Source organism: Providencia sp. NPDC089933, assembly GCF_049545585.1.
Classification (GTDB): Bacteria; Pseudomonadota; Gammaproteobacteria; order Enterobacterales; family Enterobacteriaceae; genus Providencia; species Providencia huashanensis.
The window spans coordinates 246,086-261,690 of the sequence record NZ_JBMWDT010000001.1 but is presented as its reverse complement, the minus strand read 5'-3'; the positions used below and the strand labels follow the sequence as shown (position 1 = coordinate 261,690).

At 37.6% G+C, this 15,605-nt stretch carries 14 protein-coding genes and 4 tRNA genes; 1 reads left to right on the top strand and 17 read right to left on the bottom strand.

Translation table 11 applies throughout. The features are described from left to right. Nucleotides 1-114: 114 nt before the first annotated feature. Nucleotides 115-429 carry a DUF1090 family protein gene (locus tag ACPEH5_RS01320; protein WP_048606937.1) on the bottom strand — a complete coding sequence of 105 codons (315 nt, stop codon included), beginning with the start codon at nucleotides 427-429 and terminating at the stop codon, nucleotides 115-117. 163 nt (nucleotides 430-592) lie between these two features. Between ACPEH5_RS01320 and ACPEH5_RS01315 the strand changes: the two genes are divergently transcribed. Continuing rightward, a complete protein-coding gene (locus ACPEH5_RS01315; RefSeq protein WP_042844158.1) occupies nucleotides 593-1,147 on the top strand; it encodes an SMI1/KNR4 family protein in 555 nt (184 codons plus the stop codon). A gap of 33 nt (nucleotides 1,148-1,180) precedes the next feature. Here the strand turns inward: ACPEH5_RS01315 and ACPEH5_RS01310 are convergent, their stop codons facing one another. The 16 genes from ACPEH5_RS01310 to ACPEH5_RS01235 form a co-directional block, all read right to left on the bottom strand. Continuing rightward, on the bottom strand, nucleotides 1,181-1,741 hold the full coding sequence (locus tag ACPEH5_RS01310; protein ID WP_264402852.1) for a hypothetical protein: 561 nt from the start codon (nucleotides 1,739-1,741) through the stop codon (nucleotides 1,181-1,183). A 121-nt stretch (nucleotides 1,742-1,862) separates the two neighbouring features. Continuing rightward, nucleotides 1,863-2,015, bottom strand: a complete 153-nt coding sequence (locus ACPEH5_RS01305; protein WP_042844161.1) for a hypothetical protein — start codon at nucleotides 2,013-2,015, stop codon at nucleotides 1,863-1,865. 270 nt (nucleotides 2,016-2,285) lie between these two features. Next, nucleotides 2,286-2,372, bottom strand: a tRNA-Leu gene (locus ACPEH5_RS01300). A 132-nt stretch (nucleotides 2,373-2,504) separates the two neighbouring features. After that, a tRNA-Leu gene (locus tag ACPEH5_RS01295) sits at nucleotides 2,505-2,591 on the bottom strand. Between the two features lie 6 nt (nucleotides 2,592-2,597). Beyond that, nucleotides 2,598-2,671: transfer RNA gene (locus tag ACPEH5_RS01290), tRNA-Cys, on the bottom strand. 23 nt (nucleotides 2,672-2,694) lie between these two features. Next, a tRNA-Gly gene (locus ACPEH5_RS01285) sits at nucleotides 2,695-2,770 on the bottom strand. 166 nt (nucleotides 2,771-2,936) lie between these two features. Further along, the gene (gene pgsA, locus ACPEH5_RS01280; protein WP_042844162.1) at nucleotides 2,937-3,485 is read right to left on the bottom strand and encodes a CDP-diacylglycerol--glycerol-3-phosphate 3-phosphatidyltransferase; all 549 of its coding nucleotides are present in this window, start codon (nucleotides 3,483-3,485) and stop codon (nucleotides 2,937-2,939) included. A 57-nt stretch (nucleotides 3,486-3,542) separates the two neighbouring features. After that, nucleotides 3,543-5,375, bottom strand: a complete 1,833-nt coding sequence (gene uvrC / locus ACPEH5_RS01275; RefSeq protein ID WP_042844163.1) for an excinuclease ABC subunit UvrC — start codon at nucleotides 5,373-5,375, stop codon at nucleotides 3,543-3,545. Further along, nucleotides 5,342-6,028 (bottom strand): LuxR C-terminal-related transcriptional regulator, encoded by a 687-nt coding sequence (locus tag ACPEH5_RS01270; RefSeq protein ID WP_042844164.1) that lies wholly within the window; start codon nucleotides 6,026-6,028, stop codon nucleotides 5,342-5,344. Before ACPEH5_RS01270 ends, uvrC begins: the two co-directional genes overlap by 34 nt. A 202-nt stretch (nucleotides 6,029-6,230) precedes the next feature. Then, nucleotides 6,231-7,463: a peptidase T gene (pepT, locus tag ACPEH5_RS01265; protein ID WP_042844165.1), complete on the bottom strand. Its 1,233-nt coding sequence runs from the start codon at nucleotides 7,461-7,463 to the stop codon at nucleotides 6,231-6,233. A 63-nt stretch (nucleotides 7,464-7,526) separates the two neighbouring features. After that, on the bottom strand, nucleotides 7,527-9,080 hold the full coding sequence (locus tag ACPEH5_RS01260; protein ID WP_042844166.1) for an AbgT family transporter: 1,554 nt from the start codon (nucleotides 9,078-9,080) through the stop codon (nucleotides 7,527-7,529). A 292-nt stretch (nucleotides 9,081-9,372) separates the two neighbouring features. Next, nucleotides 9,373-9,780 carry a phosphate-starvation-inducible protein PsiE gene (gene psiE / locus ACPEH5_RS01255; protein WP_370661220.1) on the bottom strand — a complete coding sequence of 136 codons (408 nt, stop codon included), beginning with the start codon at nucleotides 9,778-9,780 and terminating at the stop codon, nucleotides 9,373-9,375. A 245-nt stretch (nucleotides 9,781-10,025) separates the two neighbouring features. Further along, nucleotides 10,026-10,439, bottom strand: coding sequence for a GFA family protein (locus ACPEH5_RS01250; protein WP_042844168.1), 414 nt, complete (start codon nucleotides 10,437-10,439; stop codon nucleotides 10,026-10,028). Nucleotides 10,440-10,535: 96 nt separating this feature from the next. After that, nucleotides 10,536-10,796 (bottom strand): hypothetical protein, encoded by a 261-nt coding sequence (locus ACPEH5_RS01245; protein WP_042844169.1) that lies wholly within the window; start codon nucleotides 10,794-10,796, stop codon nucleotides 10,536-10,538. 171 nt (nucleotides 10,797-10,967) lie between these two features. Next, nucleotides 10,968-12,455 (bottom strand): DUF3999 family protein, encoded by a 1,488-nt coding sequence (locus ACPEH5_RS01240; protein WP_042844170.1) that lies wholly within the window; start codon nucleotides 12,453-12,455, stop codon nucleotides 10,968-10,970. Further along, a complete protein-coding gene (locus ACPEH5_RS01235) occupies nucleotides 12,452-15,328 on the bottom strand; it encodes a DUF2339 domain-containing protein (protein ID WP_198861305.1) in 2,877 nt (958 codons plus the stop codon). The genes ACPEH5_RS01240 and ACPEH5_RS01235 overlap by 4 nt, the downstream gene beginning before the upstream one ends. Nucleotides 15,329-15,605: the final 277 nt, after the last annotated feature.

Genomic DNA, 15,605 nt, shown 5'->3' with positions numbered 1-15,605 from the left:
TTGGTAGCTAACAATCAGGTTCTAATATACCTGATATTATCCATTTACTTAAGACAGAGTGAGCATAAACATAGTGAACAGACCAGTTTATTTCTCATTTTGCCAATAATATGTCTATTTTAAGTCGTTCAAAGCTTCAAGAACACGCCTCAGTGAATCCAGTTCTCTCTCAAGCTCACTGGCTTTTCCTCTAGGATAATAATCATATCCCCTTGTTGCTCCTGAATAACTGTCATAACATTTATCACCCAGCTTATGGATTTTTTTCTTTATTTTATAAATTTTATGTTTATTACCATGAGATACAGCACTACGAAACTCTTTCTCTAATTTTATCAGTTTTTTCTCACAACTATAATAACTAGAACCCGCTTGTGACGATAAGGGTATCAACATGACAAATAATGTAAGTAATACGGCTTTTTTCATTATATTTTCTCAGTCTACTTAATAAAATATTTATCATTAGTCCATCACCTAATGATATTTTCATCTACAAGACTTTTCTTAGTTGGAAAACGATCGCAATTTATGTAAAAAATCCGGAAAATAACGCACTTTATATACCCATCAGATTAAGGAGTATTTCACTATGCCCCCAGAACAATTTCATGAACTGATTTGGGAAACTCTGCAGCAAATAAATAAAAAAGATTTTCACGTCGTTGCGGCACATTCACCGACTGAGGAAGCAATTCGTGATTTAGAGAATGTAACAGGCATTACGCTACCCGAAGATTTTTTGCGCTTTTCACAACGTACTAATGGGCTATGTGTCTTAGCTCAAGAAGACGCTTGGCCAGAAGCAAAGCTGTTTGATGTTGGCCCTGCGTGGACATTTCATCGTGGTTTAGTCATTTTAGGCATCGAAACTGAAGAACTACCTGAGTGGGCAAGTATTAAAACTGCTTATAACAGTCTAAGGGAAATTTATGAGGTTACTGATGTCTTACCATTATTAAAAATCATTGGGGACGGCAACCATTACTGGGGAATTAAACAAGATGGTAGCTATGTTGAAGTCTTCGATGGGGAAGCAACTTCTTTAGAATGTCATTTCACTGATATCTACCACGCGGAGATTGAGTCACTTATTCAAAGGCAGAAAGATATGAGCGAGCTGATTAAAAAACGCAAAAGCAAATAAATCTAAGAAGTTGCGTACTTGCTTAGAAGCCGCCTATTGCGGCTTATTTGGAATTAAACTATGAATAACCATAACTGAATAAATAATGTTTTTTTTGTCTTGTATCTTTCTGAAATGGGAGTTACTCACAATCCCGACCATAATTCGCATATCACCTTGTTCATATACTCGCTTAAATGGTGTCGTTTCATCATCTGAGATTTTATCTAAGAAAAACACGTCTCGCTTATAACGTTCAATGGTTTGTTTTGGCAAGCCATATGATTCAAACATTCTCTGGTTAATTTCATCATATTCATTAAGGATCACCATCTGGTCACGACTAGCATTTCCCTGTGCTGAAATTAACATCAATGTATTATTTTCCCGTGAAAATATTAATAGAAAGGGTTTATTATGAAATTCAGGAGAACCTACAACAGAGCATAGCGCCCCGCCTTCTTGAAACCCAGTGCACTGGGTTTCTTTTAACCGTAATTTTTTTAAATCACTTGGTTGTAGCCCCCACTGAAAACCATAAGGGGCACTCTGTTTATTTGTCATGCAACCAGAGGTTAATACAACCAAAATAGAAATCAAAATTCCCTTTATCATTGCTTGTAGCATCCTAATTAAATTATCTCATTGGATACTAACAAAAGTAGTCGATTAATCAAAAGGTAACCTTCCTTTTATCAAATAAAATAACCTCGCATAATAAAGGTAATTTACAACTTTATGCTTCTTTGTTTTTTCGTTGTTTTGCCTCAGCCATTGCAATTTCTTTCAACCAGTCAGCTAATAGCGGCTTTGTTTTCACCGTATCTAATAGCGCTCGTTCGTGTTTAGTTAACCGTACAACGACAACTTCTGTTTTCATGTTAGACATAGTCAGGTCCTCTTTTAAAGTTAGAATACTGACATAAAACACTGGCGGAACGGTCTGACTTACGGTTTTTTACACCAATTTAGTGTTAATTTACATGGCATACCCATGTGCTTTCTTTTGGTGGGTGATATATGAGTGGGAAGCGAAAAATGGCTGGGCAGTTAAAGCATCACGTAACACTAACTTTGTTAAGCCAAAATTTAGATACAAAAAAACCACCTCAAGGTGGTTAAATGTTAAACTTAAAGAGTAACCTCAATTAAGTTTAGATGGTGCCCAGGGCGGGACTTGAACCCGCACAGCCTAAAGGCCGAGGGATTTTAAATCCCTTGTGTCTACCGATTTCACCACCTGGGCCAAATTGTCTTTCTTACAACATCTAGGTAAATTACTCATTTACCCACTAATCAATATACTGTGGTAGACAATATATATTGACCAGTTATAACTTAAAATAAAACACACCATTGAGGCTTGTTTACTTCAAGATGGTGCCCAGGGCGGGACTTGAACCCGCACAACCTAAAGGCCGAGGGATTTTAAATCCCTTGTGTCTACCGATTTCACCACCTGGGCTAAATTTGGAGGCGCGTCCCGGAGTCGAACCGAGCTACACGGATTTGCAATCCGGTGCATAACCGCTTTGCTAACGCGCCTTATCCTAATTTCTTGCGAAATTTGGAGCGGGAAACGAGACTCGAACTCGCGACCCCGACCTTGGCAAGGTCGTGCTCTACCAACTGAGCTATTCCCGCTTAAAGCTTTACTTTTCAGCTTATGCTTTTCAAACTGGCTGATTTACTTATTTATTTTGGTAAACCATGTTGCCGTTCGATGCGATGCATTCTACTGATTTCACCTTTCGAGTCAATACAATTATTGAAATAATTGGATCGTTCGCTGTTTTTTCAATCATTTCGATCACGCTTCGCTCAAATCAGCCCAAGCAGCCTTTAAATATTGGAACATTGACCAAAATGTTAAGATAGCCGCGATGTACATTAATGCAATTGAAAGGTTTTCAATTAATGGCGTTGGACGCCACAATAGCCCCACTAGTGACATCATTTGTGCTGTCGTCTTAAATTTACCAATCCAAGAAACAGCCACACTGCTACGTTTACCAATTTCAGCCATCCATTCGCGTAAAGAAGAGATGATAATTTCACGAGCTATCATCGTTGCGGCAGGTAAAGTCACATACCAGACATCATAGCTTTCCGTGACTAATACTAATGCCGTAGCAACCATAACCTTATCAGCGACAGGGTCTAAAAACGCACCAAACTTGGTGGTTTGCTTCCATAGCCTTGCTAAAAAGCCATCAAACCAGTCAGTAACCGCCGCGATGACAAAAATAAGCGCGCATGCGAAAGGCCCCCAACTGACAGGGAGATAAAAAGCTAATACAAAGAATGGTATTAGGATGACGCGAAATAATGTCAGCCACGTTGGTATGTTTAATTTCATCACGCTCACTAACTTTTTGACCAAGTTGGATATTATGAATATGTTGCCCTAAGACACTCACTGTTTCAATGCATTATAGATCTTTTCTGCTAGTGCGTATGAGATCGAGGGCACTTTTGCGATTTCTTCTATACTTGCATTACGTAATGGCTGCAAGCCACCCATATATTTTAATAACATCTGTCGGCGTTTCGGCCCAACACCTTCAATCGATTCTAGTGCACTGGTATTCTTTACTTTTGCCCGTCGCTGGCGATGCCCTGTAATTGCATGATTATGTGACTCATCACGAATATGTTGGATCACATGTAATGCTGGCGAATCCGGAGGTAATACAAACCCTTCCCCTTCCGGTTTTAAAAATAATGTTTCCAGTCCTGCTTTACGGTCGGTACCTTTAGCCACCCCGATTAATAACGGGTGGTTTTTATCCCAATCCACCTCAAGTGAAGCAAAAACATCTTTGGCTTGCCCAAGTTGCCCCTTTCCGCCATCAATAAAAATGATATCCGGTACTTTACTTTCATCAATATGTTTACCATACCGACGGGTCAACACTTGATGCATTGCGGCATAATCATCCCCAGGCGTGATCCCAGTAATATTATAACGCCGATATTCTGATTTCACTGGCCCTGTTTTATCAAACACAACGCAAGAAGCGACCGTTTGCTCCCCCATGGTATGAGAGATATCAAAACATTCCATTCGGTTGATCGACGTTAAGTTAACAACTTTCCCAAGTGAATCCAGACGTTGCTGTATTGTTGAGTGTTGAGCTAACCGTGTAGAAAGCGCTATTGATGCATTCGTACGTGCTAATTTCAAATAACGCGCTCTTGCTCCACGTGGTTGGCTTTGAATATTAATTTTTCGCCCTGCTAGTTCAGACAATGATTGTGCTAATAGGTCTTTTTCTGTTAATGCAAAATCAAGCAGAATTTCACCTGGCAAGGTTCGATTTTCGCTGCCTTGTAGATAAAATTGCCCTAAAAATGTTTGGACGACCTCTTCAAGTTGAGTATCTGTTGGCACTTTAGGAAAATAGCTTCGGCTGCCAAGCACTTTACCTTGGCGGATAAAAAGAACATGAACACAAGCCAAACCCGATTCAAAAGAAACGCCGATGACATCAAGGTCATCACTATCACCAGAAACATATTGCTCTTCCGTCACTGCGCGCACTGCTTGAATTTGATCTCGAAAACGAGCAGCCTCTTCAAAACGCAATGCTTGGCTGGCTTGTTCCATTCGTTCAACTAACCCAGCTAGAACTTGTTTATCTTTGCCCGTTAAAAATAGGCGTACATAATCAACTTGTTGCTGATAATCTTCATCAGACACTAACCCTTTTACACAAGGGCCTAAGCAGCGACCAATTTGATATTGCAAACACGGCCTTGAGCGGTTTTTATAAACACTGTCCTCACATTGGCGAATAGGGAACAGTTTCTGCATTAAGGCTAATGTTTCCCTAACCGCGTAAGAACTTGGGAAGGGGCCAAAGTACTCCCCTTTCGCATGTTTAGCGCCTCGATGCATTGAAATACGCGGGTGGGCTTCTTTGCTTAAAAAAAGATAAGGATATGATTTATCGTCTCGTAACAACACGTTATAACGAGGTTGGTATAATTTAATATAGTTATGTTCAAGGAGTAATGCTTCCGTTTCAGTATGGGTCACAGTGACATCAATAGAAGCAATATGCTTAACGAGCTGCTCTGTTTTACGGCTGCCCACATTTTCACGGAAGTAGCTTGATAAGCGTTTTTTAAGATCTTTCGCTTTACCAACATAGATAACAGTGCCCCCAGTGTCATACATTCGATAAACACCCGGTTGATTCGTTACTGTTTTTAAGAACGCTTTTGACTCGAACTGTTCTGCCACTCGGATAAACCCTGTTTTGCTGTAATTAAACCATAACCAATAGCTATATGTGTTAATTCTACATCACTACCGATATTAAGTTTACTAAACATTCTATATCGATAAGTATTTACTGTTTTTGGGCTTAGAGATAGAGCCTCCGCCACGACCTTAATCGGCATACCTTTGGTGATCATCAACATGATTTCGAGTTCACGTCCCGATAATAAATCACATAAATCTTTCTGGTGACTATAATCTAACCGGTGCAGAGCAAGGTCTTGTGCTATATCTGGAGAAATAATTCGGCGCTTTACATTAACTACCCGTATCGCCTCTATCAGGTCTTCTTCTGTGACATGAACACTCAACAAACCAAAAATACCTATATCTAATGCTTTTAAAAAAAAGGCATAATTATTTCTTACATTATAAATAATTATCCCAACATCTGGTTGAGTTCGTCGAAGTGTTTGTAATGTTTTCAATGAATCATATTGTAATTTAACACTACTGATTAAAATAATATTCGCTTTTTGGTTTCGATTCCATGTAATCACTTGCTGAATAGATGGAAATGAAGCGATAGTTTTGTAACGTGAATGCCGAGAAAATATAGCTTCAAAACCGCGAATAGTAATATTATTATCATCAATGATTATAATATTAATCAATTACTCCCCCTGTGTTTATTTAGAGATAACAGTTAGAATAATAAATTAAATAGTTACAAAGTCATATATTCTTTTTCATTTATCTTATTTTAAAGTTAAAAAAACTATAACTACAAAGTATTCACCGAGTAAATAATATTAACTATTCAATAAAAAAGGCCACTTTATAACATGGCCTTTTACGCATAATATCAATACTAAACTATTTTTGCCCAACTAAACGGCAAATAGTCTCTGATACCAAATAACTTTTCTCAAAAGAACTCACAGGTAAAAATTCAAAACAGGAGTGGAAATTGAGTGCCCCTGTGAAATAGTTTGGTGTTAAGATGCCTCGAGCCGATAAAGCAGAGCCATCAGTCCCTCCACGCATAGGGATTACATTTGCTTCAACACCTTGAATTTTCAGTGCATCAAAAATCAAATCGATAGCAGTACGGTCATCCCCTAGAGAATCACTTATATTGCTATAAACATCATCAATTCTAAATTCAATTTTAGCTTTAGGGTGACGGGCTCGGATCAACTCAATACTTTGTTCAATAAAACGCTTACGCGCTTCGTAGCTATTGCGATCAAAATCACGAATAGCCATTTTGATTTTTGCGTTATCGGGGTTTGCTACTAAATCTGTCACATAGAAATACCCTTCGCGCTGTTCCGTATGTTCCGGTGTATCAAAACGATCAAAACAGCCAATAAAATCATGCGCAACACGAATAGGGTTTAATAATACATTCTTAGCTGACATAGGATGCGCAGTAATACCTTTAATTGATACCTCAATAGAGGCCGCATTAAAGGTTTCAAAAACAACTTCACCTAATGCACAACAATCAATAGTGTAAGCAAAATCTACCTGAAAACGGGATAAATCCATGATTTTCGAACCACGTAAACCGATTTCTTCATCAGGTACAAACGCGACATAAATATCCCCGCAATCAAAATCAGCATGTTGCAGTTTATTCATTAATTCCATCACAACGGTAATCGCTGCTTTGTTATCTGCACCAAGTACACTGGTTCCATCACTGAAAATAATATTTTCACCTACATAGGGTGCCGCTTCAGGATGCTCTGCCGTTTTGAACCAGATATTTTCATTGGCATTTAAACATAAGTCTTTCCCCTCATATTTTAATGTCTGTGGTTTAATCACGGGTGATAAGCCAACATCAACGGTATCTAAATGGGTGACGAAGCCGATTTTTGGCGCAGTAGGCTTATTGCCTGGTCGCATCGCATATAATATGGCGTGCTCATCAATATAAATATCTTTTAAGCCGTAACTTTCAAGTTCTTCCGCTAACAGTTTAGCTAATTCACGCTGCCCTTCTGTACTTGGTACAATAGTACTTGCTGCATCACTTTGGCTTTCAATTGCGAGGTAGCGATAAAAACGCTGCTCTAATTGTTTACCTAACTCATTCATTTTATATTCCTTAACTTTTTTATATCTACCCGACATATCAAGTATGTCGGGTATTAAGCCCGCTTATTGTGCAGGGTGCCATGTATAACCACTGTCAAAACCGATTGGGATATCGAATGCCCAGAAAAGATATAACGTACTCGTCAGAATAATTAATAACCCGATGGTAAATGGGATCATCATAGAGCACAACGTCCCTATCCCTGCATTTTTATAGTATTTCTGGCAATACATCAGTATCAAAGGATAGAAAGGGAACATCGGTGTGCTTACGTTCATCGCTGAATCACTCACACGGAACGCAGCTTGAGTTAATTCTGGCGAAATTCCTACTGCCATAAGCATTGGTACTAATACTGGCGCCATAATTGCCCATTTAGATGTCGCTGATGTGATCATGATATTTAATATCGCGGTCAACAAAATAACACCAAAAACAGTCATGCCAGAAGGCATATCTAATGTCCGCAATAATTCAGCACCTGATAGTGCTAATAATGTACCTAAATTAGAATGCTGAAATGAATATAGGAATTGAGCGGCAAAAAAAGCAAAAACAATAAATGGGATCAATGATTTAGTAATGTTTTCCATTGCCTTAACGACATCTCTTGTTGATGTAAAAGATTTCGTCATATACCCATAAACAATCCCTGGTAACGCAAAGAAAATGAATAACAATGGCACAACGATTTGCATGATCGGGGCTTTCGGGCTGGTTAAACTGCCATCAGGGCCACGTAATGGAGAAGAATCTGGCCATAACAACGCAAATAAGCCAATACCTAAAGCAATCAGAACTAACCCTGAAATACGAAAAGCACGATGTTCAACTGCGGTAATCATCCCTAATTTTTTCTCAGAGTCAGTATCAACATCGCTTGAAGTAATCGGGCAATTTTTATTTAACCAAGGCTCAACAATTTTTTCAGTAATAAACCAACAGGTGAAAATAACACCAAATGTTCCACCCAAACTAAAAAAATAGTTACATAGCACATTAACGCTATAACCGGGGGCCAACATTTGTGCGGCATCCTGCGTAAAACTCTGCATAATTGGGTCAATTATAGAAGGCGTATAACTTGCAGTAAATCCACCTGCTAACCCCGCAAAAGCTGCCGCAATACCAGCTAATGGATGACGCCCACTGGCATAGAACATCATAGCAGCAACTGGCATTAGAATGACATAAGCAGAATCAGAGGCAATGTGAGAAACAATACCCACAAAGACCACGGTTGGAGTCAACATTCTTGGGGAAATAAACGATAGCATTTTTTTCAATGCCGTATTAATAAACCCACTACTTTCTGCAATGCCAATACCTAGTGTGGCAACAATTGTTATACCAAGCGGAGGGAAATTAATGAAGTTTTTAACTGCCGCTGTAATAAATAGTATTATTTCCTCATACTGAAACATATTAACAATAGAGATTTTATCTTTTGATATTGGGTGGTAATAATTGAAATCTACAAATGAAAGTAGATAAGATAAAAACCAACATATAATAAGGGCATAAACGAACAGCATGGTAACATCTGGCATAACATTACCGATCCGTTCGACACGGTTTAAAAACCCTTTTTTCTTAGAGAGTGTATTAGTTGTCATATTTACAAGTTACTTATGTTATTAGAATTGGGACTTTATAACAGTAAATAACCTATATTCAAAAGTAAAACACTTTCGTTATTAGTTTTTATAGGATAAACCAGATAAATTCAATTTCATTAATAACATTTAAGTTTATTAGTTTTTAGCTAATTTACCGTATCTTAAATTTTATTAATTTATAGTATGACATCCAATATATATTGCTTAAGTATCCACCAGAATCATCTATAGACAAAAAAGAAATCAAATCTACTCTTTTTTGCCTATGGATAAATTAGCTTAATTAATATTACTCTCGTTTTAGTTTTTCAGTGTTTGCAATAAAAAGGGCAATGACAAGAACCAGAATTGCACCAGCATGCAATAAAGTTGTCATTGGGTCACTATGATCGACAATGATAAGGCGAATGATTGCCGTTATACCGATATAGATAAAATACCTTAGTGGGAAGTGATAACCTGACATAAAATACTTGATTATTAAGGCAATAAACTCAAAATACAGAAAATATATGACAATGCCTTCTAATAATTCATACGCTGTTGCCCCATTGGTACTTCCAAACATCAATGAAGCCATCGTAACGGTTTCTTTTGCTAAAAAGAAAACAAGCACCGCGGCTAATGCTATCAAACCAAGGTTTAATATCCACTGCAGTACCCACGCGATATTGCTAGCGTGACGCATTCCTTTCATACTGTTCATTTATTTTCCCTCAAAACAACCTGCGGATGATTTCAATAATGCAATGCCCGACGACTAATGAGCAATATTTAAACTAACTTGCCGAGGCGAGCCCATGCCCTTAATTATAAATCAAATTTAATGCACACGCATAACATACAAATTAAATTTAACAAAAGAAATAGAAAACAAAATACGAAATGAGGCTTTTTGCCCTGTTGTTTATAGCATATAGTTTAATCCATAAGCTGTGCAACTTAATCCGATACCCCTCCCATTAGTTTTATGATGTCTTGCTCTGTAAGCATAGGGGTTTTTTCAACGAAATTATAATACTTTGGCTTACTTTCAATATAAATCTGCATACTCATTTGCGCATTTTTACTTTCTTCGAATAAAGCTGCGGACACATAATAAGTGGATGGGGAAATTAAGTGATAAAAAAGATGGGTACCGCAATGTTTACAAAATGCTCTTTCTCCCCAAGACGATGAAGCGAATACCGTTATTGCCTCCTTTCCTTCGATAGTTAAATTACTTCCCCCATCAATGCTGAAACCCGGGCCCCCGTTCCATTTTTGACACATACCACAATGACAAACACTAATTTGATCAACAGACTTAGACACGCTGATTGTTACAGCACCGCATAAACATAAACCCTTATACATGTTTTATCCTCATACTGATTGAGATTGTTTTTTTCGTTATCAATACGGATTTTAGTGATTAGTTATCTTTAAAAACATCATAGATACTTATTTAACTTATATTTCAAACTGCCGTCCAGTAAATCGTTTATCATTCGTGATGCTACGCAACTGGGCACTATCTAACTCTTTAGTTTCACGTTCTGACTCAATATCAGCTTCGTTTTGAGTGATATTTAACACACTGTATTCATAAGCCGTTGTCTTATGTAATGCTAACTCCGTTAATACTGTGTTATCTGCTGCCTGAGCGAATATTGAAGTCCCCGTAAAAAAAATGATTGCAACAAATAAACGTGTTAGTAATGATTTTTTCATAATGCATCCTCCCTTTAACCACAGTTTTAGCGCAAATGCTTGTCAACGAATACAGATTTTAAGTAATTGTTCTCATGATAAGGTAAAGGGATGTCAGGTTTATTTTATTTAAATTTTATTAGCAAAAAGGGAGCAAAAGCTCCCCCTTTAAGTTAGTGAACAAAAAACTATTTAGAGTTCATCATTATTGGTTTTATTTGTCGAATTCACTTCTTTTAAAAGGTACCAGCAGAAGTACAATAACGCGAGTATCCCTAAAAATAATAAGACCCATAACGAAACTGTTATCCAATTAGAGGTATCATCGACTTGTTTGGCTACGGTTAACCTTTCAGCACCACCGAGCTCAATCACTTCATTATTAGGATATAACTGGGGATAATGCGACATTAACTCGTCAACACTATAAGCCTGCCCAACTAGTTGGTTATATGTTAATTTATCAAGCTCTGCTTGCTTATTCCCCCACACTAGCAAGTAAGGTGCAGCGCCTTGTAAATTAACGATAAGATTATACCCATCACGCTTACCGATAAGCCGCGGCGGCTGATCTTCCCAACTACCTTTAAGTGCAGATACTCTAACTTTATTAACCATTTCCCCATAAAGATTGATGCTTGGGTTACTGACTAGTTCCCCATCTATTGTTTGGTTATAAGCAACAAGATTAGCTAATGGTTTCCAAACATCCCCTTTATCTGATGAATATTCAACCTTTAATGGAATAACTCGATTTGATTGCTGTAAATGAATTTGCAATTCACCTAATGGTTGGGTCGTGGGTAATTGATATATAATATGGTCTTTTGAAACCCCATCATTTGTCATTTCAAAATTGAATATTTCTTGTCGGCGAGTTGAGTTCAGTGTGTTAGATAGCGCCTTGACCTTCACTAACTCAGGTAGCGTTACATCTGGCGCACTGACAATAACGGCCATTAGATATGGCGCGCTTAGCGCTTTAGAATTGCCATTTAACAGCTCAATATTATTACTCGCAATTGTTTCTGAATTTAATTTCAAATTCATGATAGGTTGATTAGTTGCGATATTTAACCATTTTTCTTTATCATCACTTGCAAAAACAAAGACTTTTCCTTGCCACTCTTCCTCCGTTTTTGCCCACTCCAATGTTAATTTTTGAACTGGCGTATTTTGGGCTTGGCTTTGATCTCGTGTTAATAAATAAGCATGATAAGCAGCATTATCTTTTAGTTGTATATTTGGTAATTCAATACGATCGACTTTACCTGGTACCGTCTCAACTAGCAGATGCTGCTTTTCTCTACGGATGTCCTCACGAGAATTTACATTATCCAGTTGAGTCACTAAGCGCTGAGGAGCAAATGAGACTTTATTGCTAGAAATAGACTTTTCAGCATCATAAAAAAGTACAGAAGGTATTTCATCCCCCGTACCATTAAATACCCGAACATCTTGCAATGTATTTGGATATGCTGAATTTATATAAGCACTTGTAGGAACTTCTAACCAATAAAATGGCTCTGATGTATCTGGAATATCAATTTCCATCCCTTGGTAAAAACTATAAGGCGTATTTTCTTTCGGTGTTCCAGCATTAAGGTAGCTAGAAAACAATGATGACAACAAGAAGACAGCAAATAGCCCTCCTAGCCTTTTACTTTTTATTTGTCTCATGATTGCGTCTCCTGTTCGACTTTCTCTTTTATATCCTTTGGCGGTAATGGTGAAAAATACCCAACAATTAATATCAATAATGCAACACCGATAAAGGAGATAGCGCGAGATATCCCCCCTTGTCCATGAATATCCACTAAGAATAATTTAGCGATAACACATGCGAAAATACTGGCCCCCATAAACCACCAGATACGACTTTTTTTCATCGCTGCAATAACAATGCAAAGCAATGCAGCAAGCGCCCAGCTAATGGATAAAACAGTTTGAATCAAACGAGAATCATAAAGCACCGCATAATTCCAACTTAGCCCAGCAAAATCAGCTACTGCGCGAATTAAAATACCGTTAAACCAAAATGCTGATAATAGAATAATTGAGACCAATAAACCTCGGATTATCCAATAATCTACCTCTGTAGCCTTACGTATTTTTTGCACAAAACCTTTTTGCATCAGAATAAGGGCAGCAATACTGAATAAGCCCGCCTCATCTAATGGATTAATTAATGGAATATAATTCCAGAATGTTAATTTGCCATCTTCTAAATTAGCGTAAGCAGATAATATAATTAACCCGATAGCAACAGGAAGCATCCAATACCAATACATTAACCCATTACGTTTCATTGGTGGCATTTTATTTTGCTGTAACCAATACAGGGCTAAGATAGTTAAGGTTATCGCCATCACATAAATAAAATAGCCCATCTCATGCATACCCCAAGGTAAAATAGAGACAAACCAATTTACTTGGGTCAAAATAAATACAAGGATTAACCACAAGTTAGCGCCATGGAGGGTCCATTGCATCCATTGATTACGAAGTTTATACGCATGAATAACAAACAAAATTGAGCTACCGAGTATCACCGCCCATATTAATGAGTTTTCCCCGCGCCCCATTGGGTTTTTATCATATAAGAAATCTAAACCAAGGTAATAGTAACCAGCAACCCATAAAATTGATTGGCAAAATAACAAAGGTATCCAGTTAATTCGAATAGCATATAGACGCCATAACCAGACGGAGATCACCACTAACACTAATATTATAAAGCCTTCAGACTCCCGACTCCACGATAAAATATCAGTAAATAGTGGTAACCAGCAGAGCCATGTAAGCAAACCTAAAAATAAAAAACCATAACTAAATAGGGCAAAGTTACTGTTTTCTTTGCGGCGAATATGAAATAACCCACCAGCACCAAAACAAGCTACCAATAATAATGGCACCATATAAGTACTGCTTCGGCTCCAATATACATAAGGGTAGTCCATTAGTAACGTAATCGCACTGATTACAATTAATAATGAACCAACCGTAGCCATTTTTTTCTGCCCCTGTTGTAAACCAAGCCAGAGTAGTAATAACCCTTCTAATGACCAAACAATTGATGTCCATTCAAGTGTCAATGCCAATGGGATAGCCAGTGTTACAAAACCTGCACCAATAAGAATATTTGCTAAAGCCATATTCTTACCGACCTCTTTATAGCGCTTATGTACCTGCAACCCAGCAACCAAGTACAATAAACCAATTAACAGAGAAATAAATGCAGGCAATAAACCTACATCATCCGCAATAAAGAATTGAAGGGCAATACTGATTAATGGCGGTACAAACAACAATGTATTATCAACAATTAATTGCTTATCGTGCTCAAAGCGGAGTGAAAATAATTGTGTTAACGCATTAAATACTACTAAATTAGCAATGATAAATAATTGACAGGAGATGTAATAATCAGATTGGTAATTGCTCAAACCCCATAAAATAGCGACACCATAGGTCATCACCATACCAACTAAATTCAGAGGGCGCCAAGCTTGCCATACACTAATAATTAAAATCCCAATCGACAACATTAGGTAATAAGAAAACAAAATTACATGGCTACCCCCTCCCGTCGAAAGTAAAACAGGAGCCAAATAACCACCAAGAGAAGCAAGAATAGCCAAGCTAATCGTACGTTGTAATAATGCTAAGGCAATACTCGCTGCACAAATCAACAACATAAACACAAATGCCATGCTATAAGGCAACATGGTATATAACTTAAAGGCAGCAAAAATGGTGATATATAAACAGCCTACCCCTCCACCTTGAAGGATAAGCCCAAATAATGGTTTCTTATTACGTAATCGCCAGCCAATTCCTAGTAAAACTAAACAACCTACCGCGCTAAAAATTAAGCGTATTTGGGGGGAAATAATCTCATTTTGCACACTGTAATTTAATAAATACGCGACCCCTAGGAATAATAATAGTATCCCTATTTTGGCAACTGGGTTCCCTTTTAGTAACCAACTAAAGAAATGCCCAAATATAGACTCATTATTTCCCGTCGTTTTTTGATTAAATTGACCCTGAGTAGATGTATCTACTTCCTGATCATTAAAACGATTTGGTTTAGTCGCTTTATTAAACCGATTTGGGTCCACCCCGCTACGTGCTTGAGAGCCTACAATTGCTGATTGCGTATATGCCGGCACTGGAATGGTTTGGTTTGTAGAATCAGCTGCTTTTTCAGATTGCTGATATGCAGTATCGCCGGATAAGGGTTTAAATGATGGTTCAGGCTCACTTACTGGACTAGATTGGATTGGTACGTTTGTAACTGCCTGTTCTAGCTCATCTGTTACCCCAAAAATGCCTTGTTGGTCATCAGACGAACTGGCAACATTTTTCGAAGGCGTAACATTCGATTGCTGATATTGGCCTAAACGAGTTTCTAGAGAGAAAACTTTCTGGTTTAATTCAGAAATTTGGTACTGCATACGGCCCGTTCGGCTGATTGCTATGATAGCCAATATTGGTGCTAACACAAGCAAACATACTAATACGACTCCTACTAGTATCCAAGTATCCACAAATAGGTTTCCTCAAAATAAATTTCACAATCTAAAATACAGCTAGAATAGGGTTTTGTGATCACCGCTAGTGTAGATAGCATTGATTATCTTGCCAACTCAATGTAATAAACTGTTACAAAATAACCCTTATACTACGTATTTAGTTGAAAAAATACGCTTCCTACCCTTTCAATCTCAGTTACTAATACCCCCATTGAAAGTTTTAGTAACTAAGAAAATCCTTAATCATCATTTAATGATGATTTGACATATTAAATTAACACTTACCTATTTA

What these genes read in the sequence shown, in the direction of transcription:
- ACPEH5_RS01250 (WP_042844168.1), bottom strand. Translation starts at nt 10,439, where the DNA reads ATGTATAAGGGTTTATGTTTATGCGGTGCTGTAACAATCAGCGTGTCT.
- ACPEH5_RS01245 (WP_042844169.1), bottom strand. Translation starts at nt 10,796, where the DNA reads ATGAAAAAATCATTACTAACACGTTTATTTGTTGCAATCATTTTTTTT.
- ACPEH5_RS01305 (WP_042844161.1), bottom strand. Translation starts at nt 2,015, where the DNA reads ATGTCTAACATGAAAACAGAAGTTGTCGTTGTACGGTTAACTAAACAC.
- pgsA (WP_042844162.1), bottom strand. Translation starts at nt 3,485, where the DNA reads ATGAAATTAAACATACCAACGTGGCTGACATTATTTCGCGTCATCCTA.
- ACPEH5_RS01260 (WP_042844166.1), bottom strand. Translation starts at nt 9,080, where the DNA reads ATGACAACTAATACACTCTCTAAGAAAAAAGGGTTTTTAAACCGTGTC.
- pepT (WP_042844165.1), bottom strand. Translation starts at nt 7,463, where the DNA reads ATGAATGAGTTAGGTAAACAATTAGAGCAGCGTTTTTATCGCTACCTC.
- ACPEH5_RS01310 (WP_264402852.1), bottom strand. Translation starts at nt 1,741, where the DNA reads ATGATAAAGGGAATTTTGATTTCTATTTTGGTTGTATTAACCTCTGGT.
- ACPEH5_RS01320 (WP_048606937.1), bottom strand. Translation starts at nt 429, where the DNA reads ATGAAAAAAGCCGTATTACTTACATTATTTGTCATGTTGATACCCTTA.
- ACPEH5_RS01240 (WP_042844170.1), bottom strand. Translation starts at nt 12,455, where the DNA reads ATGAGACAAATAAAAAGTAAAAGGCTAGGAGGGCTATTTGCTGTCTTC.
- ACPEH5_RS01315 (WP_042844158.1), top strand. Translation starts at nt 593, where the DNA reads ATGCCCCCAGAACAATTTCATGAACTGATTTGGGAAACTCTGCAGCAA.
- psiE (WP_370661220.1), bottom strand. Translation starts at nt 9,780, where the DNA reads ATGAAAGGAATGCGTCACGCTAGCAATATCGCGTGGGTACTGCAGTGG.